General features: G+C 55.0%; 28 protein-coding genes. 16 read left to right on the top strand and 12 right to left on the bottom strand.

Annotation, left to right across the window (positions count from 1 at the left end):
* Position 1 precedes the first annotated feature (1 nt).
* The gene (locus ELY25_RS05815; protein WP_126950344.1) at positions 2-403 is read right to left on the bottom strand and encodes a DUF4870 family protein; all 402 of its coding nucleotides are present in this window, start codon (positions 401-403) and stop codon (positions 2-4) included.
* Positions 404-521: 118 nt separating this feature from the next.
* Entirely contained in the window at positions 522-902 is a 381-nt protein-coding gene (locus tag ELY25_RS05810) for a VOC family protein (RefSeq protein ID WP_126950343.1), read from the bottom strand.
* Between ELY25_RS05810 and ELY25_RS05805 the strand changes: the two genes are divergently transcribed.
* From ELY25_RS05805 to ELY25_RS05780, 6 genes are all read left to right on the top strand, one after another.
* Entirely contained in the window at positions 901-1,581 is a 681-nt protein-coding gene (locus ELY25_RS05805) for a class I SAM-dependent methyltransferase (protein ID WP_126950342.1), read from the top strand. The two genes, ELY25_RS05810 and ELY25_RS05805, sit on opposite strands and share 2 nt — an antisense overlap.
* A 156-nt stretch (positions 1,582-1,737) precedes the next feature.
* The gene (locus tag ELY25_RS05800) at positions 1,738-3,111 is read left to right on the top strand and encodes an MFS transporter (protein ID WP_126950341.1); all 1,374 of its coding nucleotides are present in this window, start codon (positions 1,738-1,740) and stop codon (positions 3,109-3,111) included.
* A gap of 121 nt (positions 3,112-3,232) precedes the next feature.
* Complete coding sequence (locus ELY25_RS05795) at positions 3,233-5,020, top strand: acyl-CoA dehydrogenase (protein WP_126950340.1); 1,788 nt, start codon at positions 3,233-3,235, stop codon at positions 5,018-5,020.
* Positions 5,021-5,192: 172 nt separating this feature from the next.
* Positions 5,193-6,821, top strand: coding sequence for an acyl-CoA synthetase (locus ELY25_RS05790; protein ID WP_126950339.1), 1,629 nt, complete (start codon positions 5,193-5,195; stop codon positions 6,819-6,821).
* 23 nt (positions 6,822-6,844) lie between these two features.
* Positions 6,845-7,690 carry a 3-hydroxyacyl-CoA dehydrogenase family protein gene (locus tag ELY25_RS05785; protein ID WP_126950338.1) on the top strand — a complete coding sequence of 282 codons (846 nt, stop codon included), beginning with the start codon at positions 6,845-6,847 and terminating at the stop codon, positions 7,688-7,690.
* 112 nt (positions 7,691-7,802) lie between these two features.
* The gene (locus tag ELY25_RS05780) at positions 7,803-8,576 is read left to right on the top strand and encodes an enoyl-CoA hydratase-related protein (RefSeq protein ID WP_126950337.1); all 774 of its coding nucleotides are present in this window, start codon (positions 7,803-7,805) and stop codon (positions 8,574-8,576) included.
* A 66-nt stretch (positions 8,577-8,642) separates the two neighbouring features.
* On the opposite strand, the gene ELY25_RS05775 is transcribed toward ELY25_RS05780, so the two are convergent.
* Genes ELY25_RS05775 through ELY25_RS05765 form a run of 3 tightly spaced genes read right to left on the bottom strand, consistent with a single transcriptional unit; the run spans position 8,643 to position 11,839 of the window.
* A complete protein-coding gene (locus tag ELY25_RS05775) occupies positions 8,643-9,653 on the bottom strand; it encodes an L-idonate 5-dehydrogenase (protein WP_126950336.1) in 1,011 nt (336 codons plus the stop codon).
* 26 nt (positions 9,654-9,679) lie between these two features.
* Positions 9,680-10,450, bottom strand: a complete 771-nt coding sequence (locus ELY25_RS05770) for an SDR family oxidoreductase (RefSeq protein WP_126950335.1) — start codon at positions 10,448-10,450, stop codon at positions 9,680-9,682.
* A gap of 9 nt (positions 10,451-10,459) precedes the next feature.
* On the bottom strand, positions 10,460-11,839 hold the full coding sequence (locus ELY25_RS05765; RefSeq protein ID WP_126950334.1) for a GntP family permease: 1,380 nt from the start codon (positions 11,837-11,839) through the stop codon (positions 10,460-10,462).
* Between the two features lie 221 nt (positions 11,840-12,060).
* On the opposite strand from ELY25_RS05765, the gene ELY25_RS05760 reads away from it, so the two are divergent.
* The 5 genes from ELY25_RS05760 (at position 12,061) to ELY25_RS05740 (ending at position 15,623) form a co-directional block, all read left to right on the top strand.
* Positions 12,061-12,750, top strand: coding sequence for a glutathione S-transferase family protein (locus tag ELY25_RS05760; RefSeq protein ID WP_126950333.1), 690 nt, complete (start codon positions 12,061-12,063; stop codon positions 12,748-12,750).
* 56 nt (positions 12,751-12,806) lie between these two features.
* The gene (locus ELY25_RS05755; protein ID WP_126950332.1) at positions 12,807-13,346 is read left to right on the top strand and encodes a YaeQ family protein; all 540 of its coding nucleotides are present in this window, start codon (positions 12,807-12,809) and stop codon (positions 13,344-13,346) included.
* A 283-nt stretch (positions 13,347-13,629) separates the two neighbouring features.
* The gene (locus ELY25_RS05750; RefSeq protein ID WP_126950331.1) at positions 13,630-14,622 is read left to right on the top strand and encodes a lipid A deacylase LpxR family protein; all 993 of its coding nucleotides are present in this window, start codon (positions 13,630-13,632) and stop codon (positions 14,620-14,622) included.
* A 53-nt stretch (positions 14,623-14,675) separates the two neighbouring features.
* Positions 14,676-14,999, top strand: a complete 324-nt coding sequence (locus ELY25_RS05745; RefSeq protein WP_126950330.1) for a hypothetical protein — start codon at positions 14,676-14,678, stop codon at positions 14,997-14,999.
* 99 nt (positions 15,000-15,098) lie between these two features.
* Positions 15,099-15,623: a DUF421 domain-containing protein gene (locus ELY25_RS05740; protein ID WP_126950329.1), complete on the top strand. Its 525-nt coding sequence runs from the start codon at positions 15,099-15,101 to the stop codon at positions 15,621-15,623.
* Positions 15,624-15,726: 103 nt separating this feature from the next.
* Here ELY25_RS05740 and yghU read toward each other — a convergent pair whose 3' ends face one another.
* The gene (gene yghU / locus ELY25_RS05735; RefSeq protein ID WP_126950328.1) at positions 15,727-16,587 is read right to left on the bottom strand and encodes a glutathione-dependent disulfide-bond oxidoreductase; all 861 of its coding nucleotides are present in this window, start codon (positions 16,585-16,587) and stop codon (positions 15,727-15,729) included.
* 173 nt (positions 16,588-16,760) lie between these two features.
* Here yghU and ELY25_RS05730 point away from each other — a divergent pair, with 173 nt between their 5' ends.
* Positions 16,761-17,456, top strand: a complete 696-nt coding sequence (locus tag ELY25_RS05730) for an aspartate/glutamate racemase family protein (protein ID WP_126950327.1) — start codon at positions 16,761-16,763, stop codon at positions 17,454-17,456.
* A gap of 7 nt (positions 17,457-17,463) precedes the next feature.
* Here ELY25_RS05730 and ELY25_RS05725 read toward each other — a convergent pair whose 3' ends face one another.
* Positions 17,464-17,889, bottom strand: a complete 426-nt coding sequence (locus ELY25_RS05725) for an organic hydroperoxide resistance protein (protein ID WP_126950326.1) — start codon at positions 17,887-17,889, stop codon at positions 17,464-17,466.
* 116 nt (positions 17,890-18,005) lie between these two features.
* Positions 18,006-18,455 carry a MarR family winged helix-turn-helix transcriptional regulator gene (locus ELY25_RS05720; RefSeq protein WP_126950325.1) on the bottom strand — a complete coding sequence of 150 codons (450 nt, stop codon included), beginning with the start codon at positions 18,453-18,455 and terminating at the stop codon, positions 18,006-18,008.
* Positions 18,456-18,715: 260 nt separating this feature from the next.
* Here ELY25_RS05720 and ELY25_RS05715 point away from each other — a divergent pair, with 260 nt between their 5' ends.
* The 3 genes from ELY25_RS05715 to ELY25_RS05705 all read left to right on the top strand — a co-directional run bounded on the left by ELY25_RS05715 (position 18,716) and on the right by ELY25_RS05705 (position 21,188).
* Entirely contained in the window at positions 18,716-19,258 is a 543-nt protein-coding gene (locus tag ELY25_RS05715; protein WP_126950324.1) for a gluconokinase, read from the top strand.
* Between the two features lie 13 nt (positions 19,259-19,271).
* A complete protein-coding gene (gene gntR, locus ELY25_RS05710; RefSeq protein WP_126950323.1) occupies positions 19,272-20,267 on the top strand; it encodes a gluconate operon transcriptional repressor GntR in 996 nt (331 codons plus the stop codon).
* Between the two features lie 72 nt (positions 20,268-20,339).
* Positions 20,340-21,188 carry an MOSC domain-containing protein gene (locus ELY25_RS05705; RefSeq protein WP_126950322.1) on the top strand — a complete coding sequence of 283 codons (849 nt, stop codon included), beginning with the start codon at positions 20,340-20,342 and terminating at the stop codon, positions 21,186-21,188.
* Here the strand turns inward: ELY25_RS05705 and ELY25_RS05700 are convergent.
* On the bottom strand, positions 21,142-22,047 hold the full coding sequence (locus tag ELY25_RS05700; protein WP_126950321.1) for a DMT family transporter: 906 nt from the start codon (positions 22,045-22,047) through the stop codon (positions 21,142-21,144). The two genes, ELY25_RS05705 and ELY25_RS05700, sit on opposite strands and share 47 nt — an antisense overlap.
* A gap of 265 nt (positions 22,048-22,312) precedes the next feature.
* On the opposite strand from ELY25_RS05700, the gene ELY25_RS05695 reads away from it, so the two are divergent.
* Positions 22,313-22,735 carry an OsmC family protein gene (locus ELY25_RS05695; RefSeq protein WP_126950320.1) on the top strand — a complete coding sequence of 141 codons (423 nt, stop codon included), beginning with the start codon at positions 22,313-22,315 and terminating at the stop codon, positions 22,733-22,735.
* 177 nt (positions 22,736-22,912) lie between these two features.
* On the opposite strand, the gene ELY25_RS05690 is transcribed toward ELY25_RS05695, so the two are convergent.
* The 3 genes from ELY25_RS05690 to ELY25_RS05680 form a co-directional block, all read right to left on the bottom strand.
* Positions 22,913-23,350 carry a PRC-barrel domain-containing protein gene (locus ELY25_RS05690; RefSeq protein WP_126950319.1) on the bottom strand — a complete coding sequence of 146 codons (438 nt, stop codon included), beginning with the start codon at positions 23,348-23,350 and terminating at the stop codon, positions 22,913-22,915.
* Positions 23,351-23,776: 426 nt separating this feature from the next.
* Positions 23,777-24,445 carry a 2OG-Fe(II) oxygenase gene (locus ELY25_RS05685; RefSeq protein WP_126950318.1) on the bottom strand — a complete coding sequence of 223 codons (669 nt, stop codon included), beginning with the start codon at positions 24,443-24,445 and terminating at the stop codon, positions 23,777-23,779.
* On the bottom strand, positions 24,442-25,110 hold the full coding sequence (locus ELY25_RS05680; protein ID WP_126950317.1) for a CoA pyrophosphatase: 669 nt from the start codon (positions 25,108-25,110) through the stop codon (positions 24,442-24,444). Before ELY25_RS05680 ends, ELY25_RS05685 begins: the two co-directional genes overlap by 4 nt.
* Positions 25,111-25,160: the final 50 nt, after the last annotated feature.

The following is a 25,160-nucleotide window of genomic DNA, read 5'->3' as shown; positions in this document are numbered from 1 at the left end:
GTTACAGTAACCAGCTGCCTACATTGCTTGGGGCGCGCTTTTCCTGCAAGCCTTTGAACCCTTTGACGCAGCGGACGATAAACCAGACCGCAAGCGCCAGGAGCAGCGGAAAGCCAATGAGTACCAGCGTTAATACCGAGGCAATAATGCCGTAGAGCAAGCCGATCCAGAACGTACGGATTTGATAGCGGTAGTGTTCGTCCAGCCACGCAGGGCCTTTACCTTGATACATATAGGCGATAATCACCCCGATCACTGAGGTAAAACCCACCACAAAACTTGCCAGATAAAGCACATAATTGACCATGGCAATGGTGGTATCGGGCTCTTTTGCAGGCTCTTTCGTCGTGTACTCGGAGATGATTTCGCCTTCTATCGGCGCTTCATTACGACTGTCGTGCATGTTTTCCTACCCTTTACGGATGAATCAATAAAGCGGATACGCTTTCAGCGCACTATGATACCGTGCGTGGCGCGGCTAAGCATTAGTAGCCAGCCTGAGCAGGTATCCGCGATTATGTCTATCGGGCCGGGCGGCAAATCTCCAGGAGATTCCCATCGGGGTCGCGCAAATAAACCGACTCGATCGCGCCATTGGCTCCCTGGCGGGCAACCGGCCCAAGCTCGACTTCGATGCCCAGTACGTCCAGGTGCTGCTTGAATTCATCCAGCGGCAGCTGGCAGCGCAGGCACAAATCCAGGCTGCCGGGCGTTGGAGTCGCTGAAATGGGTTCAATGTCCGTGTCGGTTTGATGCAAGCGCAAGGCTGTATCGCCAAGCATCAAATCTACCCGCTGGGCATCGCGGTAGCGTACATCAAGCCCCAGAACGCGTGAATAAAAGTCAACTGCGCGACCTATATCCGTCACGGTTACAACAAGATGGTCCAGACCTGTGAGCATGCCACTTTCCTTAATCCAAAACCGAAAATCCGAGAAGACGACGATGCGATGCTGCCCGCTATGCGATGCAACGACTGTTACACACTATCACCAGGATCGTCGTCGTGATTACTACCAGTGTGCCACGTGTCTACTGGTGTTTGTGCCGCCTGAACAGCATTTAAATGCTAGAGACGAAAAAGCCGAGTACGACCGGCATCAAAACTCCCCCTATGATACGGGATACCGGCACTTTTTAGGGCGTTTGTTTACGCCTTTGCTGGCCAAACTGCCCGCCGGCGCTAACGGGCTGGACTTTGGCGCAGGGCCGGGGCCAACGCTTTCTTTAATGTTCGAGGAAGCGGGGCATCCCATGGCGATCTACGATGTCTTTTATGCCCCGGATACCCAAGTTTTAACGCAGCCGTATGCGTTTATTACCGCCACCGAAGTGCTTGAGCATCTGGCCCAGCCAGGCAAGGTGCTTGACCAGCTACTGGGGCTGCTCTTGCCCGGCGGCTATCTGGGGCTAATGACCAAACGGGTAACCACGCCGGCTGCCTTTGCATGCTGGCATTATATCAATGACCCTACGCACGTATGCTTTTTCAGTGAGGCTACCTTCAGGTGGTGGGCGGAAAAACATCAGCTGGCAGTCGAATTTCCTGGTAATGACACCGTTATTCTACGAAAACACTGAACAGTAGGCAGGGGAAGTGAAAAAGCATTGACTTTGTGCTATCCAAAGCAATAATTGCGCGCCCGTTTAATGCCTGCTGGTGGTGTAGGAGGCGAAAATGGTTCTCAAGCAGAATGCGCTTCTTAACAACTCGTTCGGTAAGGTGAGGTTTTTTTCATGTCGCGGCAACTACTGGCCATGGCGCTTGCGCCTCTTCTAGGCCTGTTTATCCTGGGTATTGGCAACGGTTTTCTGGCGACCTTGATCACCGTGCGCCTGGACGCTGCTGGCGAGTCCGCCACGGTGATCGGAATTGTCTCGTCGGCCTATTTCATTGGCCTGGCGCTGGGCGCGATGTTCAACGACCGCCTGCTGCTGCGTATTGGGCATATTCGTGCCTACGGCAGCTTTGCCTCCTTAGTGGCCGTCACGGTGCTGCTTCAAGGACTCTTTTTCGACCCCTGGGCTTGGTTTGTGCTGCGCCTGATTGGCGGCTGGGCTACGGTCGGCGTTTATCTGGTTATCGAGAGCTGGCTTTTGACGGCGGGTGAGCAGAAGGTGCGTGGTCGCTTGCTCGCGCTGTACATGATTTCATTGTATGCCGCAGGCGTCATCGGCCAGTTGCTGCTCGGGGTGACCAACGCCATGGGGGTTACGGCGCCGTTTATGGTGATTGGCATGCTGGCATCACTCTCTGTACTTCCCATGGCGATGATTCCACGAGTGTCGCCCTTGATTGAACACGCCGAGCCGCTGCCGCCGTATCGTTTGATCATGCTGACGCCGACCGGCGTGTTGGGCAGCCTGGGCTCAGGCATGGTGGTCGCCGCTGCCTATAGCCTGCTGCCGCTTTACCTGCAGCGTATTGGCATGAGCGTTAACCAGGTAGGCCAGATGATGGCGCTGGTAATTTTAGGGGCGATGCTGCTGCAGTACCCGATTGGCCGCTGGTCCGACCGGCATGATCGCCAGATGGTTCTTATCGGCATCAGCGGGTTTTGCGTGCTGATTTCGGCGGCCATGCTGTGGTTGCCGCTTTCAACGCCATTACTGGCGGTCTTGCTGTTCCTGCTGGGCGGCGGCGTGTTTGCGCTTTACCCGGTAGCGGTGAGCCACGCGGCCGACCGGGCGCCAGCCGGGGCGCTTGTCCGTATGAGTCAGGGGCTCTTGCTGATCAACTCGATTGGCGCAACGCTCAGCCCGTTGATGATTTCCCCGGTCATGACGGCAGTCGGTGATGCCGGGCTCTTCTGGTCATTTGGCGGGCTCAGCCTGATATTTTTACTGTTCTTCTCCTGGCGGCGTAGCGTTCGCCCGGCGCCCATGCCGGTGGCACCGTTTACGGCCACTACGCCCATGTCTAACGCTGGGGCAGAGCTTGTAATCACCGAAGAGCTGATTCAGGGCGCACTTGAGCACGAGCACCTGGAAGATCTTTCCGAAGCAGTGCCCGATGTGGGAGTAGCCGAGCCAGTGGTGGGTCCGCCTGCCGAAGAGGATAACCATATTGCCTATTACGATGACGTAGAGCAGGTGAGCGTGCGTAAATAAGCCACGGGCTTCGCAACCGGCGTGAGACGTTGGGCTAATGGTGTGGCTAAAGGTGAGAAACTACTATCGGACAGAACGTTTATAACAAACGACTGTTTTATTTTCTCATCGAGGTGTTGCCATGAACCACTACGCCGCGCCGGTACGCGACTTGCGTTTTGTGCTCGAAGAGCTGCTCGGGCATCGCTCGCTCAACCTGCCTGACTTCAGCGATACCACCCCCGACGTCGTGGAAGCCGTATTGGATGAGGCAGCCAAACTTGCAAGCGATGTCTGGGGGCCGCTAAACGCCACCGGCGACCGCCAAGGCGCCAAACGCCAACCCGACGGCAGCGTGACCATTCCGGACGGGTTTGCCGCTGCTTATCAAGCCTACGTTGATGGCGGCTGGAACGGTATCGGCGTATCCGAGGCGTTGGGTGGCCAGAACCTGCCTGAAGTTGTCGCAAGCGCGGTTCAAGAGATGCTTCACGGCGCCAATATGGCGTTGGGGCTTTGTCCCATGCTCACCGCTGGTGCTATCGAAGCGCTGGCCCACCACGGCAGCGAGCAGCTTCAAGCCACGTATCTTCCCAAGCTTGTGGAAGGCACCTGGACCGGGACCATGAACCTGACGGAGCCCCAGGCGGGGTCGGACCTTTCCAAAGTACGCACCAAGGCCGTGCCGGAAGGGGATCACTACCGGATAAGCGGTCAGAAAATCTATATCACCTGGGGCGAGCACGACGCCGCTGAGAATATTATCCACCTGGTACTGGCGCGCAAGCCCGATGCCCCCGAAGGCAACAAGGGCATTTCGCTGTTTCTGGTCCCCAAGTTTCTCGTCAACGCCGACGGCTCGCTGGGCAAACGCAATGACGTTGTCTGCGCCTCTATTGAGCACAAGCTGGGCATCCACGGCTCGCCTACCTGTACATTAAGCTTTGGCGAACAGGGCGGCGCGATTGGTTACCTGGTAGGAGAAGAAGGGCGCGGTCTAAATCATATGTTCACCATGATGAACGAAGCGCGCCATAAAGTGGGCATTCAAGGTATCGGCGTGGCTGAGCGGGCCTGTCAGCATGCGTTGGCTTATGCCCGCGACCGCCAGCAGGGGCGCGTGTCGGCTGCTCGCGGGGGGCAGGAGTGCTCGATCAGCGAACATCTGGACGTTCGCCGTATGCTGCTTTCCATGCGCGCCCGTACCGATGCTCTGCGCGCCTTGGCACTCTACTGCGCCGCGCAGTTGGATACCGCCCGTCACGGCAATGAGCCGAGCGAGCGCCAGGCAGCTCAAGCCCGCGCTGACGTGCTGATTCCCGTGGTCAAGAGTTTTTCGACCGACCAGGCGGTAGAGATCGCATCAACCGGTATTCAGGTGCATGGCGGCATGGGCTACGTGGAAGAAACCGGTGCAGCCCAGTTGTTGCGTGATGCGCGCATTGCACCGATCTATGAAGGCACCAATGGGATTCAGGCACTGGATTTAGCGGGCCGTAAGCTGCAGCGCGACCGGGGCGAGGCGTTCGGCGGTTTGTTAAGAGAAGTGGCCGCCACGGTTGAAAAGCTGAATGCAAATGCTGCATTGGCACCTTTAGGACATGCGCTGGCCGCGGGTCTTGAGGATTTGACCGCTGCCCAACAGCAGGTGCTTGAACAGGGCAGTGACCCTGCAACAGGCCCCGATGCCGTACAAGGCTATGCCACCCCCTTTCTAACGCTAACCGGCCATGTTTTATGCGCTTGGCAAATGGGCTTGGCCGCCCTTAGCGCTCAGGCGGCCGTTGATCAGGGCAGTGCCGACCCTTTCTATACCGCCAAGCTACAAAGCGCTCGCTTTGCCATTACCCAATGGCTGCCGGTGGGGCGTGCTCAGCGGGCGGTAATTGAGGCGGGAATACAGTGTTTAAGTGACTATGAGGTTGCCTAGCCCGCTAATCACCATTGACCGCCGCCTTAAAGGCGGCGGTACTGCTTCTGGACTATATACAGCGCGCAAAGCACCCTATACAACAGTGGCTATCAGCAGATTATAAAAATAGGCGTTTACCGGCTGGGCTATGTTTCAGCGCCGGCAAACGCTGCTTATAAAGGAGCCCTGCATGCCTTCCATCTTTGAACAACATCTTCCCGCGACACCCGCGAACCACGTGGCGCTTTCGCCGCTTACCTTTATGGAGCGTTCGGCTTCTATTTACCCCGATTACCCCGCTGTGGTGCATGGTCAGATTCGCCGTAGCTGGGCCGAAACCTGGGCGCGCTGTCGTCAGCTTGCTTCGGCACTTGAACGGCGCGGCATACAGCCAGGGCAAACGGTGGCCGCCATGCTGCCCAATATTCCAGCCATGTTTGAAGCGCACTTTGGTGTGCCGCTGGCGGGCTGCGTGCTGAATACGCTCAATATTCGCCTGGATGCCGACGCGATCAGCTATATGCTTGAACATGGCGAGGCCCAGGCGATTCTCGTCGACCCCGAGTTTACTGAGGTGATTCAGACGGCCGTTGCCCGGCTTGAGCACAAGCCGTTGATCATTGACGTCGCGGATACAGAATTTCTGGGCGACACCCAGGCGATAGGAGAAGTTGAGTACGAGGCGCTGCTTGCCGAGGGCGATGCGGAGTATGCCTATCGGCTGCCCGAAGATGAGTGGCAGGCCATCTCGCTTAATTACACCTCCGGCACCACCGGCAAGCCCAAGGGCGTGGTCTACCACCACCGGGGCGCTTACCTGAACGCGGTGAGTAATGTGATGGAGTGGGCGATGCCGCACCACCCGGTCTATCTATGGACCCTGCCGATGTTTCACTGCAACGGCTGGTGCTTTCCTTGGACCATCGCGGCCAATGCGGGCGTAAATGTCTGCCTGCGCAGAGTCGATCCTAAAAAGATCATGCAACTGATTGATGAGGAACGCGTTACCCACTTTAGCGGCGCGCCGATCATTCTTAACGGCCTAGTCAACCTGCCTGCCGAAGATAAGCGAGAATTCGATCATCCGGTGAAAGTGACCACCGCAGGTGCCGCGCCCCCGGCATCGGTGATTGCCGGCGTGGAAACCCTGGGTATCGAAGTCACCCATGTATATGGGCTAACCGAAGTGTATGGCCCGGTAACCGTATGCGCCTGGCACGAGGCCTGGAATGAACTGCCGCTGGAGCAGCGCGCCACCATCAAGGCCCGCCAGGGCGTGCGCTACCATATGCTTGAAGCGCTGTGTGTGGCTGACCCGCTAACACTGGCACCCGTACCCAAAGACGGCGACACCATTGGTGAAGTGCTTATGCGCGGCAACACGGTGATGAAAGGCTACCTGAAAGATCCGCAGGCCACCCAGCAGGCCTTTGAAGGCGGCTGGTACCATACCGGGGACCTGGCCGTCTGGCATCCAGACGGCTATATCGAAATAAAGGATCGCTCCAAGGACATCATTATTTCCGGTGGGGAAAATATCTCGACCATTGAGGTGGAAAGCGCTATTTACGCGCATCCCGCGGTAGAGGAAGCCGCCGTGGTCGCCAAGGCGGACGAGAAGTGGGGAGAAACCCCGTGTGCCTTTGTAAAACTCAAAGTGGGCTATGGTGAAGTCACCGAGGCTGACATTATTGCCCACTGTCGCGAGCATTTAGCCAGCTATAAGGTACCCAAGACGGTCGTGTTCAGCGAGCTGCCCAAAACCTCGACGGGCAAGATACAAAAATTCGTACTGCGCGAAGAGGCCAGGCGGCATTAATCAATCAACAAGGAGAGGCGAGCATGAGTGACAGGATCGGCGTGGTAGGCGCGGGCACCATGGGCCAGGGCATTGCCCAGGTGGTAGCGGCCAGCGGGTTTGATGTACACCTGTACGATGTGGCTGAGGAGGCGTTAAGCCGGGCCAGGGCCAGTATTGAAAAGGGCCTGGGCAAACTGGTTGAAAAACAGAAGATTAGCGAAGAGGATAAACAAGCGGCACTTGAGCGCCTCTCGACGACCACTTCTCTTGATGCGCTTGGTGGTTGTGGCGTGATTATTGAAGCGGCCCCTGAGCAGCCAGCCCTCAAGGAAAAGCTGTTTCACGAGTTAAGCAGACTAAGCCCTGATGCCATTCTGGCATCCAACACCTCATCACTATCACTGACCCGCCTGGCAGCCGTATGCGAGCGCCCTGAGCGCGTTGTCGGCATGCACTTTTTCAACCCGGTACCGGTGCTTAAACTGGTGGAAGTGATTCGAGCCGAGCAGACCTCCGATGCCACTGTTCAACGTATCGAACAACTTGCCCAGGCGCTGGGTAAAACGGCGGTTCCCATCGGTGATTCGCCCGGGTTTGCCGTCAACCGCCTGCTGGTGCCGATGATCAATGAAGCGGCGTTTATTGTTCAGGAAGGAGCCGCCACACCGGAAGCCATTGATGACGCCATGAAGCTGGGCGCAGCTCACCCCATGGGCCCGCTGGCGCTGGCTGACTTGATTGGCCTGGATGTTTGCCTGGCCATCATGAACGTGCTGCAAGAAGGCTTTGGCGATCCCAAATACCGCCCCTGCCCACTGCTCAAACGAATGGTGGACGCCGGTTATCTTGGCCGCAAAACGGGGCGGGGCTTTCATCGCTACGATTAAAAAAATAGGCTCAACAAGAGCGCTAAAAGAAGCCATTGCCTGTCAATCAAGCGTTCGCTAGGGTGATGGGCAGAGGCAAGCCTAATATCGCGATAACAATTAAGGAATCAACATGAGCGAAGCAGTGATTGAAAAAACCGATAACGATGGGGTAGTGCGACTGACCATTAACCGCCCCAAGGCACTGAACGCCCTGAACAGCGAGGTGCTTGCCGCGCTGGAAGCCCACTTGGTTGAGCTTGAAGCCCAAGCCAACCTACGCGCCGTATTGATTACCGGGGCAGGCGAGAAATCCTTTGTGGCTGGGGCCGATATTACGGAGATGCGCGATAAGACCCCGGAAGAGGCGCGCGCCTTTGCAAGCCAGGCGCTGCGTACCATCAAGCGTCTTGAAACATTGCCGGTGCCGGTGGTCGCGCTGGTGAATGGGTTTTGCCTTGGCGGCGGCTGCGAACTGGCGCTGGCCTGCGACTGGGCGGTAGCCAGCGATAACGCCGTATTCGGCCAGCCTGAAGTGCTGCTGGGCGTTATTCCCGGCTTTGGCGGCACCCAGCGCCTGCCTCGCCGCGTTGGCCCTGCCATGGCCATCGACCTGGTAACCACGGGGCGCAAGATCGACGCCCAGGAAGCGCTGCGCATCGGCCTGGTCAACCGCGTCATGCCCCAAGCCGAGCTTGAAAACTATGTGGAAGAGCTCACTAAGCAGCTTAAAGGCAACGGGCCGCAATCCGTACGTGGGGCCAAACAAGCGGTTCACGCCGGGATGGATCAGGATCTGGATAGCGCCCTTGCCTTGGAAACCGCCCTATTTGCCGTCTGCTTTGCTGGCGAAGAGCAGAAAGAGGGCATGAGCGCGTTTGTCGAGAAGCGCAAGGCCAACTTTTAAACGCAGGTGTTAGCCAAAAGAAGCGGGCTCATGGCCCGCTTCTTTTATTATTTGACCCTTGGCGCGTTACGGCCAAAGTTCGATAAGCACCTTGCCGGAGGTTTCAGAATCCTTGGCGATGGCGAAGGCGTTCTGAGCATCACTGGCGGGCAGCACATGGGTGATGATGTCATCAAAACGAGGGTCGGCGGCCAACAGTGCAATGGCTTCATTGATTTCATCATAAAAACGGAAGCAGCCACGCATCTGGATTTCCTTAGCTATCAGCGGCGCCAAGGCAAGCGGCTGTGGGGTCGCGGGCATCATGCCGATCTGGGCGATGATACCTGCACGTCGAACCGCCAGAATGGCACCGTTGATGGACGCCGGCACCCCTGTACACTCCAACACCACATCGAAAGCTTCTTGGGGAACCTCATCCACACCTACACGATAGGTATACTGCACGCCGAGCGCGCGTGCCCGTGATAGCGGGCCTTTTAGCACATCAGTAATGCTCACTTCGCTAGCACCTTTGGCGAGTGCCGCCGCCGCGGCGAGTAGCCCGATGGGGCCTGCCCCGCAGACCAGAACACGCTGTCGCTCAACGCCACCTGCCACTTTAATGCCGTGCAGGCCAACCGCCAGAGGCTCGGCCAGAGCCGCCCGCTTGAGCGGAAGGGACACGGGTAGAACCCGCACCATGCCGGGGTCTACATCCAAATACTCGCTCATGCCGCCTTGGGTATGTGGCCAGGTGGAAGCGGAGCCCAGGTAGGCGCCTTCCGGCCATAAGTGCGGCTTGTCCTCGATACCTTGTTGGGGGGTGCCAAAGGTGGCGGGGTGCAGGGTGACTGACGTTCCCGGCGCCAGCTTGCCGCTTGGGTCGTGTTCGACCACGCCGGCCATCTCATGGCCAGGTATCAGCGGCTCGCGCACGACAAAGGCTCCGTTGGCACCTTCATGGTAATAGTGAAGATCCGAGCCACAAATCCCGCCAAACGCCATGCGCAGCCTGATTTTTCCAGCTGCCAGCTCGGGGAGGGCGAGCGTTTCTTCGCGCAGATCCTGTTTACCGTGAATGACTAATGCTTGCATAGCGCTGCTTCCTATGGGGGCGGCCGTTACACGACCGAGGTCATGCCACCGTCAACGAAAATATTCTGCCCGGAGACGAAGCTTGAGGCGTCAGAGCACAGATACACCAGGGTGCCAACCAGTTCATCGAAGTGCCCCCAGCGCTGGGCGGGGGTACGTTTCTCGACCCACTGATTGAACGCCGGGTCCTGCCAGAGTGCGGTGTTCATCTCGGTCTTGAAGTAGCCTGGAGAGATACAGTTGACCTGGATATTGAAACGCGCCAGATCCGCAGCCATGCCCTGAGTGAGCAACGCAACGCCGCCCTTGGTGGCAGAGTAGGGAGCGATGGTTTCGCGGGCCAACTTGGACTGCACCGAGCCAATGTTGATGACCTTGCCCGAGCCGCGCTCGCCCATGGCACGGGTAATTACCTGGGAGACATAAAACAGGCTCGACAGGTTGGTGGCGACCAGCGCGTCCCAGTCGGACGGGGTAAATTCATTGAACGGAGCGCGACGTTGCAGCCCCGCATTGTTGACCAGAATATCCGGCACGCCGTGTTGATTAATCAACGTCTCCAGCGCCTGCTGGGCGGCCTTGGCATCGGTGACATCAAAACTTACGGCCTCAACCTCGGCACCGGTTTCCTGCGCTACGGCGCGGGCCTCTGCTTGAACAAGCGCTAGGTCCCGCCCGTGCAGAATGACGCGCGCGCCCTGTTGAGCCAGTCCCCTTGCCAGAGCATTACCCAGCCCTCTGGATGAGCCGGTTACCAAAGCCAGGCGATCACGAATATTGAACAGTGTCTGGGTCATCACAATCCCCTAAAACAGCATGAAAATAAGGTAGGCGAAAACAAAGCCAACCACGGATTCAAGCGCTTGTTGAACGGTCCAGGTCTTGAGCGTGGTTTTAACATCCATGCCCAGAAGGCGGCCGACCAGCCAGAATCCGGAGTCGTTAACGTGGCCGGCAAATACTGAGCCTGCCGCGGTGGCGACGGTAATGGCGACTACCTGCATGGCGCTGAAGTCCCCGCCAATGACGGCAGGTGCCATCAGGCCAGCCGCGGTTACCAGCGCGACGGTGGCGGAACCCTGGGCCAGGCGCATGATGACGGCAATTATGTAGGCTGCCAGAATGATCGGCAGACCTAAATCGCTAAGCGAGCCAGAGAGCGCATCGCCAATGCCCGAGGCACGCAGAACGCCGCCAAACATGCCGCCCGCACCTGTAATCAGCACCACCGAGCAGATCGGTGCCAGCGCGGAATCCAGTACCTTCTCAAGCGCATTGCCCTCCATACCCCGACGATGACCAAGCACCAGCATGGCCACCAGTGTGGAAATAAGCAGTGCAACGGGCGTGCTGCCCATGGCGCGCATCAGTTGGAACCAGCCCTGACTACTATCCACCGCGCCCACCGAGCGTAGAAAATCCAGGCCGGTGTTCATGAAAATCAGAATCAGGGGTAGCGTCAGCATGAAAATGACGGTGCCCACGGCAGGTGGGTTGGTGATTTCTTCCTCTTTTACTTCACCAAATAGGCTCTTTCCCAGCGGGAAGGGGTAGCGCTTGGCCACAAACTTACCCCACATATAACCGGAGACCCACCACATCGGAAAGGCGATGATCACGCCGGTGAGCATCAAGAGCCCTAGGTTGGCATCATAAAGCTCAGAGGCAGTGACCGGACCCGGGTGAGGAGGCAGGAACACGTGCATCACCGAGAAAGCGGCGGCGGCGGGCATGGCGTACAGAAGAATGGGTCCGCCAAGGCGGCGCGCCACGGCAAAGATGATCGGCAGCATGACGATCAAGCCCGCATCGAAGAAAATCGGAAAACCCATCAGCAGCGAGGCGATACCCAAAGCAAACGGCGCGCGCTTCTCACCGAACAGGTCGATCATCTTGTCGGACAGTACCCGAGCTCCCCCAGAGTATTCGACCAACTTGCCCAGCATGGCACCCAGACCCACCAGCAGAGCAACGGAGCCGAGCGTTCCACCGAAGCTTTGAATCATGGTAGGCACGATGGCTTCAAAGGGGATGTTGGTGGCAAAGGCAGTCAATAGGCTGATCACAATCAAGGCAAGAAAAGCATGGACCTTGAATTTGATGATCAGTATCAGAAGTAGCAAGACGGCAGCGGCGGCAATGCCCAGCAGTGGGCCTGCCGACATCGTTTGCGTCCATCCATCCATGTGCGTGCTCCAGGGTAAGTGTTGTCGAACCGAGTATTGATGTTATCGGTAACATTGTGTCGGCAGCATGTTAGAACATGAAGGCAAGCGTTAAACACACGACCTTGGTTTAAGAAGCTGGAGACTAGGAAGACACAGGCAAGGGGGGGCAGACAAAAGTAGTTGTTTCGAATATATACTTTATCCAGAAGATTCTCTCCTCTGATTGAAAGGACGCTCAAATGCCAGACCTGTATATCGCCAATAAGAATTACTCTTCCTGGTCACTGCGCCCTTGGGTGCTGATGCAAACGCTCGATATTCCTTTTAATGAGCAGCTGGTGCCTTTTAGGGGCGGGTTGGGGGCCAGCCGTGAAGCCTTTACGCGCTTCTCTCCTTCTGGTTTGGTGCCCTGCCTGGTCGATGGCGATATTGCGGTATGGGATTCGCTGGCAATTATTGAGTACGTGGCTGAGCAGCACCCACAGGTATGGCCGAAAGATAAGGTGGCTCGCGCCTGGGCACGTTCTGCCTGCGCAGAGATGCACAGTGGTTTCACCACCCTGCGTGACGAGTGTTCCATGAACTGCGGCGTACGTGTGGCGCTTGATAGAGTGTCGGCCGGGCTCAGCAGCGATATAGAGCGTCTTGATGCGCGCTGGCAGGAGGGGGTTGCACGTTTTAGCGGGCCTTTTTTAGCCGGTAACGAGTTCACTGCGGTAGATGCCTTTTACGCCCCGGTGGTGTTTCGAGTGCAAACGTTTGGCTTGCCGCTAAGCGAAGTATCCCGCGCTTACGTTAAGCGGATGCTGGCGCTACCTGCCATGCAGGCATGGTATCAGGCTGCACTTGAGGAAACGTGGCGCGAGCCGGCACATGAGGCTGATACGTTACAGCACGGCACGTTAACCGCTGATTACCGCAACGCCTGACACCTATCGGGTTAGGCATCAGGTAAACTAACCAAAATTTATCTGTGGATACACCAATGGCTTTAAGTGCGACACCTTATAAAGTAGATATTAATCTCACCGACCTGGATCGCGGAGTGTATGAAACCCTGCGTTTTACCATTGCACGCCATCCCTCTGAAACCGAAGAGCGGATGAGTGCGCGGCTGATTGCTTACGTACTGTGGTACAGCGAATCGCTGGCCTTTGGGCGAGGGCTTTCTGATGTGGATGAGCCGGCGCTGTGGGAGAAGAGCCTAGATGGCCGGGTTCTTCACTGGGTCGAGGTAGGCCTGCCCGATGCCGAGCGCCTGACCTGGTGCTCGCGTCGTGCCGAGCGTGTATCGCTGCTGGCCTACGGACGAATTGATGTCTGGGAAAACAAGGTGTTGCCAAGCGTGATGACGCTTAAAAATGTTCACGTGGCGGCCTTACCTCAAGAAGCGCTGGCGACGATTGCTCAAGGGCTTCCCCGCGCTATTAACTGGGCGGTCATGGTAAGCGAAGGCTCGCTTTATATTACCGATGAAAATGGCCAGCATGAAATCACGCCGCAGTGGCTTTTTGGTGAGCGTTAAGCTTCAAACTTTGATGAGTTCTACTACCCTGTAGGTAGCAATTGGTATTAACAACTGTCATCAACAATTATCATTAAAACTGTCGTTAAAGACTATGGTCAGCCAAGGGCAAAAAACATTCTGTAAGACTTTCAGAATTGCTTCTTCAAAGCAAAAAAATTGGGGAAGGAAAAAAGAATGTTTGCTTGCTATGTTTTTGCACTTTTACATACAATCAGCAATGTTTATTAGCGCCTGTTACAGGCGCTAACGCCTTTTGCCCTCTCTACTCAAGGAACGAGCAATGCATAACCCTCGCCTGCTACGCTGGCGCCAATTTCCTCTCATGGCCGCATTAAGCCTATTACCTGTATTGGCAAGTGCAGATAACAATGTTCTTTCCATCAAGCATGAAAACGACGGAATGGCTAGCAGCGACGATGGCCATTTCACCAGTGGTTTCGAGCTTAACTGGGCGTTTAAACCCAATCCTGAAAACTGGACGCAGCGCCTGGCAACGTCGTTACCTGACAGCGTGATTGGTCAGGCGGATTCGGTGGCTTTTAGGCTGGTGCATCAGATCTACACGCCGGACAATATTGAACGCCTCGAGCTGATTGAAGATGACCGCCCTTATGCAGGTTTGGTGTATGTAGGCATGTCGCTTTATGAGGATATTCCGGTAGGTAATAGTTGGCAGCAGGCAACCGACCTGCACTTGGATGTTGGTCTCGTTGGCCCTTCATCGCTTGCCGATAGCATTCAGCGTGAAGTGCATCGTATCACCAACAGTGACCGGCCTCGTGGTTGGGACAACCAGCTAGACGACGAGCCGCTGCTTAACCTCACCATGCGCCGTCAATGGTGGCATAACGTGCCTTTCGCCGGTAAGCGATTGGCTCACGGCCCAGGCGTCAGCGTTGCGCTGGGTAATCTTAATACCTACGCAAGCGCGGGTTATGGCGTGCGCTGGGGTGATGATGCCAGCGGTATTCCTACGCTCACACCTAACCCAGGCAACCGCGGTCGCATGCTAAGCATGACTGGCTGGCAGTGGTATCTATTTGCCAATGTCGAAGGCTATTACGTAGCGCACAACCTAACGCTGGATGGCAACGTGTTCTCCAATAGCCACTCGGTTGACCGCAAAGAGTGGGTAGGCGAAGCTGCCGCGGGTCTCGCTCTTGCCTGGGATGAGTGGCAGGTGACGTACGCTGCGGTTCAGCGCACGCGTGAGTTCGATGGGCAGGACCAGCAGGACAAGTACGGCGCCATCACGCTTTCAAGAAGCTTCTAGAACAGGCCTGGCCGCGGTAGGTCAGCGCGGCTATCGGCAACTCGGAGGAGCCCATGGCCAATACCTATCCGCATACGCCTGACGGGCGTTATTTCGTGGCTAAAAACCGCCTGTGGCGCTGCACCAATCCTCGTTTGAGTGAGGATGAGCGGCAGACCCATGTCAATGCGCTTATGGATGCCCGCCGTGCGGTGAAGAGTGCCAAAAATCAAGGCGATGATGAAGCGTTGCGTAAGGCTCGTGAGTGTGTGCAGGCCGCCAAGGAGGCGCTTGGCGAACGCGGGCCTGTATGGTGGGAAGACGACGCGCCTGATGAAACTGGCAAGGCGCCGCACAACAGTTCATATGCTGCCTGGTGGGAACAGCAGCACGCCTGACCCGGCCAGATACTGGCGCGCAGCCTGAATAGCCGCTAGCTTGTCAGTGGTAACAGGTTTTCACTCTTCGGCACACTGCGTGTCTGCGACAAGGACGTTATGGATTCTATATTTTTTAACGGTTGGGAAAATCTTTTCCGTACGCTCATTGTGGGTTTGCTGGCATACGGCGTACTGGTGCTGTTTCTACGCCTTTCAGGTAACCGGACGCTTTCCAAGATGAATGCGTTTGACCTTATCGTGACCGTGGCGCTTGGCTCAACGCTTGCGACGATTCTGCTTTCCAAGGATGTTGCCTTGGCTGAGGGCGCACTTGCACTGGGACTGCTGATTTTTCTGCAGTTCGCGATTACCTGGCTAAGCGTACGCAAGCGCTGGGTAAAGCGCCTAGTGACCGGCGAGCCTTTAATGCTGCTTTATCGCGGTGAGTTTCTTACCAAAGCGCTGCGGGAGTCTCGCGTTACCCAGGATGAAGTGCGTGCCGCGATCCGTAGCAACGGCCTTGGGAGTGTAGGCGAAGCGCATGCGGTTATTCTGGAAACCGATGGCTCGTTAAGCGTGGTCAAAGAGGGTGTTTCTCACACAAATTCAAGCCTTGAAGGGGTGCGTCAGTCAAACCGCTAACGTAAGCGGCTGGTGTTCTTCCCTTTTAAATCTCAGTGCTGCGTACAAATCAAAAACGGCCCCTTGGGGCCGTTTTTGCGTTTCTACACTTTCAGCGGCGCCGCTAGATCTTGTCCTGGGTTTTATGCTCGAAATCACTGGCATCGTGGCGTTCGTGCAACTGCTCGCTGGGTTCACCAAAGGTGCGGTTAACCATGCGGCCTCGCTTAACGGCCGGACGGGCATCAATCTCTTCGGCCCAGCGCAGCACGTTCTTGTAAGTGTGGGCTTCCAGAAACTCGGCCACTTCATAAACGCGATTGGTGACCAACGCCCCGTACCAGGGGTGGATGGCCATATCGGCGATGGTGTAGTCATCGCCAGCCATATAGCGGTTGTTGGCTAGATGACGGTCCAGCACATCCAGCTGACGCTTTACTTCCATGGTGTAACGGTCGATAGGGTACTGGTACTTCTCGGGTGCGTAAGCATAGAAGTGGCCAAAGCCACCGCCCAGTATGGGGGCGCTACCCATTTGCCAGAACAGCCAGGAAAGGCACTCGGTGCGCTTGGCCGGGTCGCTTGGCAGGAAAGCGGAAAACTTTTCAGCCAGATAGAGAAGAATGGCGCCAGATTCAAAAACACGCTGAGGCGGATTAGTGCTGTGATCCATCAGTGCGGGGATTTTGGAGTTGGGGTTTACATCCACAAAGCCACTGCCGAACTGATCGCCTTCACCAATCTGTATTAAATGGGCATCGTATTCAGCTTCTTTTATGCCTTGTTCCAAAAGCTCCTCGAGCATAACGGTCACTTTTACGCCGTTGGGCGTCGCCAGCGAGTAGAGCTGCAGCGGATGCTTGCCAACGGGCAGCGCTTTATCGTGGGTTGGTCCTGCAACAGGGCGGTTGATGTTGGCAAACTTTCCGCCATTGCCGGGTTCCCATTTCCAAACGCGTGGTGGGGTATAGGACGTATCGCTCATCATTGCCTCGCTGTTTCGTTAGTGGGTAATGCCTAAAAGTCAGAGTGTTCTATCCTTTGGCATCTTAAGTAATTCCTCGCTAAGTGCTTTATGAGGGTAGTAAGAAATGAGTACAAGAGGGTATGTTATTAGCCGGTTAATAAAATAAATGTATATAGGAACAAGGAGACACAATGCAGGTAATTGGCGTGCTGGGTGGAATGAGCTGGGAATCAACGCAGAGCTATTACCGCGCTCTGAATGAAGGCGTGAAGCAGGCGCTAGGCGGCTTTCACTCAGCCAGGATTGCCATGTTCAGCGTGGATTTCGCAGAAATCGAAGCCTTGCAGCAACAGGGCGACTGGGAGACAGCTGGAAAAATACTCGCTGAAGCTGCCCAGGCGGTGGAGCGGGCCGGAGCTGACTTCTTGCTTCTGGCGACCAACACCATGCATAAAGTGGCTCCAGCCATCGAACAGGCCATTGGGATTCCACTGCTGCACATTGCCGATGCGACGGCCGAGCAGTTAAAACAGGACGGCATTACCTGCGTAGGCTTGCTGGGTACGCGCTTCACCATGGAGCAGGATTTCTATAAGGCGCGTTTGCAGGATAAGTTCGGCATTGAGGTCATTGTGCCGGATGAAGCCGAGCGGACGACCGTGCATCGTATTATCTTTGATGAGCTTTGCCAGGGGGAAGTAAACGACGACTCTCGGCAACGTTATCTTAAGGTCATTGATCATTTGCATGAGCAGGGCGCTCAGGCGGTTATCCTGGGTTGTACCGAGATCGCACTGCTGGTCGAGCAGTCGCATACGTACGTGAAGCTTTATGACACCACCGCCCTGCATGCAAGCAGGGCGGTCGCACGAGCGCTGGGTAGTTAAATCAGAATCAAGCCAGCGTCAGTGTAACGTCAATGTTGCCATGCGTAGCGTTAGAGTAGGGGCAAACAACGTGGGCTTTATCGACCAGGTTTTGGGCCACGCTCTTTTCAAGCCCCGGCAGGCTGATTGTCAGCTCGACTTCAATACCGAAGCCGGTGGGAATGGCACCAATACCTACGCTACCTTCAATGGAGGTGTCCTGGGGAAGCTTTACCTTCTCCTGGCTTGCAACATGCTTCAAGGCACCTAGAAAACAGGCAGAGTAGCCCGCCGCAAAGAGTTGCTCTGGGTTGGTGCCATTGCCGCCTGCTCCGCCCAGCTCTTTGGGAGTGCTAAGTTTTACATCCAGTGCGCCGTCAGAGGATTTGGCTTGGCCTTCACGGCCGCCAGTTGCGGTGGCATGGGCACGGTAAACAACTTTTTCGATAGACATAACAAGTTTCCTTTCCTGCTTCTAATTGAAATACTGCTTTGGCCTTTAATTTATTGCAGCTTTGTTTTGCGCGCAAGATAAATTTCAGTAAATCTTTTCCCTGTGCCTTTTCAAAATTATTGGCCTTTCTGCAAACTATTGCGTAGCTGCACGAGATCGTCTTTTAACTGAGACAGGGTTTCTACCGACTTTTCACTGGTATTAACGATGCAGCTCGGGATATGGCGTGCCTGCTCACGCATTTCACGGCCTTTGTCGGTCAAGAATAGCTCCACAATGCGCTCATCTTGGCGGCTACGCTGGCGTACTAGCAGTTGGTCAGCTTCAAGGCGTTTAAGTAAAGGTGTCAGCGAGCCTGGGTCAGTCAACAGGCGCTTGCTTAACATTCCTACCGTAATACCATCCTGTTGCCACAACACCAACATGGCCAGGTATTGTGGGTAGGTAAGCCCTAACTCCTTGAGAAGCGGTTTATAGATTTTTGTCATCATTAACGAGGTGGAGTACAGCGCAAAACAGAGCTGATGGTCCAACTCCAGCTCACTGCAAGACTCAAATGCGGGCATATCAGCTCCGAAACGGGATGCAATAGGATAATGTAGCGCGCCATGCCTTCGCTTACCAGACCTATACGTTGGTCGTAAAATGCTGGTTTTGTTTTGACACCGCCAAACCGGGTCGCTAGCCTTCCACTATTATGTTACCGGTAACAAGGTCGGTGTTTGTACGCCTCGTTAAATATTCAACTCTGCTATCAATCTGGCATTATGACGACAAAGGTTTTAGAACTAGGGAGCCTAGGTCGCACGTCTGGAGAAATTATCCAATGAATCCCACTTCTTATCGTATTTTGGTCATGGGGGCATCGGGGTGTGGGAAATCCTTGATTGGCAAACAGGTCGCATCCTCACTGGGGGCTGCCTTTATTGACGGCGATGACTATCATCCTCCCGCTAACGTGGCCAAAATGGCCAGCGGAACGCCATTAAATGACGATGATCGCCAGGGGTGGCTTGAGACACTGGCCGAGCTGTTTGCAAAATATCGTCAGCAGGATAAGACCGTGATCATTGCTTGTTCAGGATTAAAATGGCGTTACCGTGACTGCCTGCGCAAAGGCGATCCCGCGCTTAAAATTCTGTTTTTGGAAGGCAGCCGCGACCTGCTGCGCGAACGTCTGGAAACGCGGGAAGGACACTTTTTTAAAGGCGAGAATATGCTGGCCAGCCAGTTGGCCGATCTGGAGTCACCGGGAAACGATGAAGCCTTTACCGTCTCCATTGAGCTTTCTCCCGAGCAGATTGTGAGCCGATTTACCGACACGCTTGGCAACTTTTCAAATCGCACGCCAGGCGCTCCATTGCTATAGAGGCCGTAGCCGTTTGAAGAAAAAAAGACCCACGCTACAAGATATTGCTGACCAGGTGGGGGCCACCAAAATGACAGTCAGCCGCTGTCTAAGAGCACCGGAAACCGTTTCACAAGGGTTGCGTGAACGCATTTTCAGCGCGGCAGAAAAGGTGGGCTATATCCCCAACCGGGCCCCCGACCTGCTTTCCAGGGCGACTAGTCACTCTATTGGCGTACTGGTGCCCTCGTTGACCAACCAGGTATTTGCCGACGTCATCGTCGGCATTGAGGCATATGCCGAGCCCGCTGGTTACCATTTAATGCTTTCTCACTATGGCTATAGCCCGGAACTTGAAGAGCGCAGCTTGGCCTCGCTGCTTTCCTATAATGTAGATGGGATCATTCTTTCGGATCGTAATCACACCCAGCGCAGCCTGCGTATGCTGGAAACCGCCGGCATTCCTGTCGTAGAAATCATGGACACCCACCGCCCGCCGTTACAGCAGGCGGTGGGCTACGATAATGTTAACGCCGCCTTTGACATGGTCAGTGAAATGATTCGCCGCGGTCGGCGCCGGGTGATTTATCTGGGGGTACGGTTGGATGAACGAACCCGTCAGCGCGAGCAGGGTTACCATCAGGCCATGCAAGCGCACGCCTTGACGCCAGTCGCGCTCCATAGCAGCCAGCGTTCCTCTTATAGCGTCGGGTCGGCGCTTTTAAAGCAGATTTTAAGCGATTACCCTGAAGCAGACGGCATTTTTTGTACGAACGACGATGTGGCCGTAGGGGCGTACTTTGAATGCCAACGTCAGGGAATCGATGTGCCTGGGGAGATGGCCATTGCCGGTTTTCATGGCCATGATGTCGGGCAAGCGATGACGCCACGCCTGGCTAGCGTAATTACGCCGCGCCAGGCAATTGGTGAGGCGGCAGCTAAAGCCTTGCTGGCCAGCATTCAGGGGGAAGCACCTGCTGGTAACGTCATTGATCTTGGGTATCGTATTGAAAGCGGCGGTACGCTTTAGCTTTTCAAGCGGGGCTAGCGATAAGCATGCTAACTGGCTAGAGTGGCTTATTTCGTTTGTGCCGAGGCTATCGTGAAGGTCGTTCAACTCAATATTTACCCGGTTAAGTCTTTAAAAAGCATCAGCCTTCAGCAAGGCGAGTTACTGTCGACCGGGCTTGCCTGGGATCGCCGGTGGATGCTGGTTGATACCCAGCAGCGGTTTGTTACGCAGCGCCAGTTGCCCGCCTTGGCAACGGTAGAGGTGGCGTTAACCGCTGATGCGTTAGTGCTTTCGCATCCAAGCGTTGCGCCTATTTCCATACCGCTTGAAGAGCCTCAGGGCAACCTGCGTATCGTCCATGTCTGGGAGGATCACTGTAAGGCCTGGCCTGAAAGCGAAGCGGTTTCCCGCTGGCTGGAAGACGCACTCGGCGAGCAGGCAAAAGGCCTGACGCTTGTGCGTTTTGCTCCTCAGTTCAAACGCTCGGTGGAAGCGGACTTTCTTGAGGGGGAAGAAGCCCATACGCATTTCTCCGATGGATACCCCTTCCTGGTGACGTCAACCGGCTCCTTGCAGGCGCTGAACGATGCTTTGGAAAAGAGCGGAAGCCAGCCGGTACCCATGGACCGTTTTCGGCCCAGTATCGTAGTTGAAACCAACGAGGCCTGGGCGGAAGATCGCTGGAAAACGCTTCAGGCAGAAAACGGCGGCTTCACATTCACCCTGCGTAAGCCCTGCAAGCGCTGCAAGATCACCACGGTAGACCAGCAAACCGCCGAAGTGCGCGAGCCTGCCGAACCGCTTAAGACCCTGATTGCCCTCAAGACCCAACCCGCATTAAAAGGCGGCTATTTCGGCCAAAACGCGACCCTTCAGATGGGGGAGGGAAGCACTATTCGTGTGGGGGACGCGTTGGTAGCGGTGAACCGCGAGTCCTGAGTCGCAACAGCTTGATGGCGATGGCAGTGCCTAGCAGTGTGATAACCATGCCAGCAATTACCTGAAGGCTTAGGGTTTCCCCAAGCAGCAGATAGCCCCACAAGAGTGCGCTCACAGGTACCAGAAAGGTAACGGTCGATGCGGCCGTGGCGCCAGCGCTGGCTAAAAGGCCAAAGTAGAGCAGGAAAGCCAGCGTGGTGCTGAGTGTGGCAAGTGCCAATGCGTTGCCCCAGGCAAGCGAGCTGATCGGCTCGCTTGGCCATAGCCACACGCCGGGAATCAGAAGCATTAGGGCTGACATCGCACAGCTGCCCGCCGCCAGTACCCGAACGGGGAGATGGCTCAGACGTGTTTTCGAGTAATTGCCTGCAATACCGTAGCAAAGCGTTGCGGCCAGTACGGCAAGAATAAACCAGCCATCACCTCCCAAGGCAAAGTCCAGCCGATTGGCAGACAGGACGTAGACGCCCAGCAAGGCAAGCGCCAAGCCAATATATTGCTGACGCTGAACCGGCGTTGCAAAAAATAAGGCACCTAGTAACGCCGTGAAAATAGGCGTTGTCGCATTGATTAATGACGTAAACCCCGCTTCCAGACGTGTAGTCGCCAGCGCTAACAGGGAAAAGGGAAGAACGTGATTGAACAGCCCCAGAAACAGCAGCGGCCCTTTGTGCTGCCAAATAAGGCGCAGATAGTGAAGGCTTAGCAGTAGCGGGACCAGCAATAGTGCACCGACCCCCATACGAATAAGCACCAGAGGAACGGCGCCGAACTCGGGCGCTGCGACGCGCATGAAAATAAAAGATAGCCCCCACAGTGTAGAGAGCAGTATCAGGCGTAGCGCATCGGCTGCTGACATTGGACGTCCTTGGCAATTTATCTTTTTACCCTTTTAGCCAGCATAAGGGTGATCGCGCAACGAGGAAAGCCAGCCGTCATTTCCGCTAATATCCCAGCTTGTTGGGGTAAGTCTGGTGAGTTGGGTTCGGCAGTTGGCTTAAAATCAGCTACGCTGAGTAAGGCAGCCGACTTGTTCAAGAACGAGCGGCTCTTTAACCCAGTTGATCAGGTAGGAGCCATATTGATCAAGCTGGCTGATAGCTATCTGTACACAAGGAGTTCTCATGGATCGTAAAGCTAGCGCACGTTGGGAAGGTGGACTTAAAGACGGTCAAGGTACCGTTAAAACCGAGAGCGGCGTTCTGGATGCCAATTACTCGTTCAAAAAGCGTTTTGAAGACGAAAAAGGCACCAACCCGGAAGAACTCATTGGTGCCGCACATGCCAGCTGCTTTTCAATGGCATTGTCAATGATTCTGGGTGATAAAGGGTATACCGCTGATTCCATTGAAACCAGCGCAAGCGTTACCCTGAAACAGGATTCTCAAGGCTTCAGTATTTCCAAAATTCATCTGGACGTAGTGGCTGAAATTGATGGCGCTGATGAGTCCAGCTTCCAAGAAGCCGCTGAAGCTGCCAAAGCCAACTGCCCGGTTTCAAAAGTTTTAAATGCTGATATCAGCATGACTGCCAAACTAAAAGGTTAATGGTTTAGCAACACAATAGCGCCACGTAAAATTACGTGGCGCTTTATTTTGTCTGGTGTTTGTTAGCCTATCTGGCTATTGAATTTGCTGCTAATATTTTATGTTGAAGCCGATATTAAAACGGCATAAAAAAAGCCTTGGCAAATGCCAAGGCTTTTTGAGACTAACAATAACCGATTAGTTATTGGTGTTCGCGTCGCGGTCAAACTCGTCCGCTTCTTCAAGTGCTTCTTGAGAAGCGTTTACACGAATTTCGTAGTTGTCGTTGTCTTGGTTGTGAGTCAATTCGAGTGAATCCCACTCAATAGCTACATCCTTCTCACCCATACCCAGGAAGCCGCCAACGCCGATGATAACAGCTTGAATTTGGCCGTCTTCATCAATAATCAGGTCATTGATGGTACCGATGTTTTCATCGTCTTCAACGGTGCTTTGAACATTGTTGCCCGTCAGCGCGTCGGCGTAAAAGGTGCCTGTCGGAGCAGTGGTCAGATAGGTTGCTTCAACGGTAGTGGTCGTTGTAGCAGTGTTCTCTTGGGCGGATGCGGTACCTGCTGCCAGTACGAAAGCTGGAACCATCAGAGTACCCATAACAGCGGATTTGATCATTTTCATAACTCATGCTCCTTGCACTTGTATGTAGGCGTAACGTTTTACGTCGATACCTAATTCAATTAATAGCAGATGAATATGATTGTTACCGAATCTTTAAACATGGGCCTATAATGCCGGTTTAAAATTTAGTAACGCTTCTTTGTGATTAACATCACTCCCTGAAGCTTCAATCCTTACACAACATCCTGTCGTGCTTTCAACTGACTATTACTCCTAAATGTGTTGCCACTTTCTAACTTCTTGCGAACAACTACGGGGATAGTTTCGCGGTCAAGCGCTGTTCTGCGCTGAGACACTTATTACTGTAGTTGCTGTGACCAAGTTTTCAATGTTTTTGCTAAAAAATTATTAAATCTTATTTCTATACAAGCAGATAGGTATAAAAAAAAGCTAAGTATTATTTCAGTCAGCCTTGCCCAGCCGCTGTTATCTCGCGGGGTCCAGCACGCCGCCTAACGAAGCGTTACGTCTAAACCAGCCGGCAATACTTGCCCTGGGTAGACGGGTAGGCAGTACTTCGTGGGGAATAGTTTCCGATAAAAAGCAGGCGAACGTTCCGGCTTCAGGGATCACGCGGGCAATCTCCTTATGCGGAGCATCCGGGTGATAAATCACCATTTCACCACCGCCACCAACAGGCCAGTCAGGGTTCAAGTAGCCCACGGTAGAGATGACCCGGTTAGCGCGGCCGCGAAAGCTGTCCAGGTGGCGCTGATAGAAAGCTCCTGCAGGGTAGTGGGCAAAATGTGCTTCGTACTCGAATAAGCCTAGAAACAGTGCCTGATTGAGCGATTGTTGAAGCTCCCCCATGGCATTCAGGTAGTAACGTTGAGCCTCGCTTTCGCGATCAAGCCAGTGAATGGCATCGCCGCGAATGTCCTTGCGCAGATGATGCTGGTTGCCTCGCCCAATACCAGCCTCTTCAAGCGCGTCGTGCTCTGCCATATGTAAGAGTTCGTCATGCAGGGCCTTGCAAAGGTCACGATTGATAACGTCCTGGCCGACATACCAGCCTTGCTCAACCAGGGCATCCACAATGGCCACTTGAGCGGTGGGGGTAAATACTGGTGAAGAAGAGACGTTAAAAGCCATCATTTACGTATGCTCTTGGGTATTGCCTGATGCGCCTCAGGCTGTTGAGAAAGCCGGCTTTTACGTTCCGGATAGTGCTGCAACGTTCCGGAAGGTTGCTGAAACAGGTCAATGGACATGCCAAATCCCTCAGCCAACAACTCGACAAGCATCATCGCTGAAAGCCCCCAGATGACATGGCCGTCCACGTGGTAGCTGGGTACGTAATGGGCAACGCCATCAACGGTAATCACGTCGGTATGCGTACGCCGGTCTTCCAGAAAATGGCTAAGCGGAACTTCAAAAATGGCGTCTAGTTCGCCGGGGTCGGCAACCAACGGCAGGTCGGGCGGAATGATGCCCACCCAGGGTGTCACGCGAAGGCCATGCAGCGAAATCACATCCGAGAGCCTGCCCAACGGCTCAACCTGTGTAGGGTCCAGCCCAATTTCTTCCTGGGCCTCACGCAGGGCCGTGGCGTAAAGATCTCTATCTTCGGGCTCACGCTTTCCGCCGGGAAAGGCCACCTGCCCGCTATGGGTGCTCAGGTGGTTCGCCCTGCGCGTAAACAGGAGTGTAGGCGAGGCGCGGTCAACCACAGGGATCAACACAGCGGCTTCCAACATCTTGAACTGATCCAGCCGTTTCGGGGAGAGCAGTTGCAGCTTTTGGCGCAGATTCTCTAACATGGGGTATCCAATCACTTTGTCTCTTTTTACCCAGCCGTGGTAACACGCGT

Source organism: Vreelandella populi, from assembly GCF_003989825.1.
In the GTDB taxonomy this organism is placed as follows: Bacteria; Pseudomonadota; Gammaproteobacteria; order Pseudomonadales; family Halomonadaceae; genus Vreelandella; species Vreelandella populi.
Note: the sequence above shows the minus strand (reverse complement) of the source record. Positions and strands in the feature narration are given on the sequence as shown.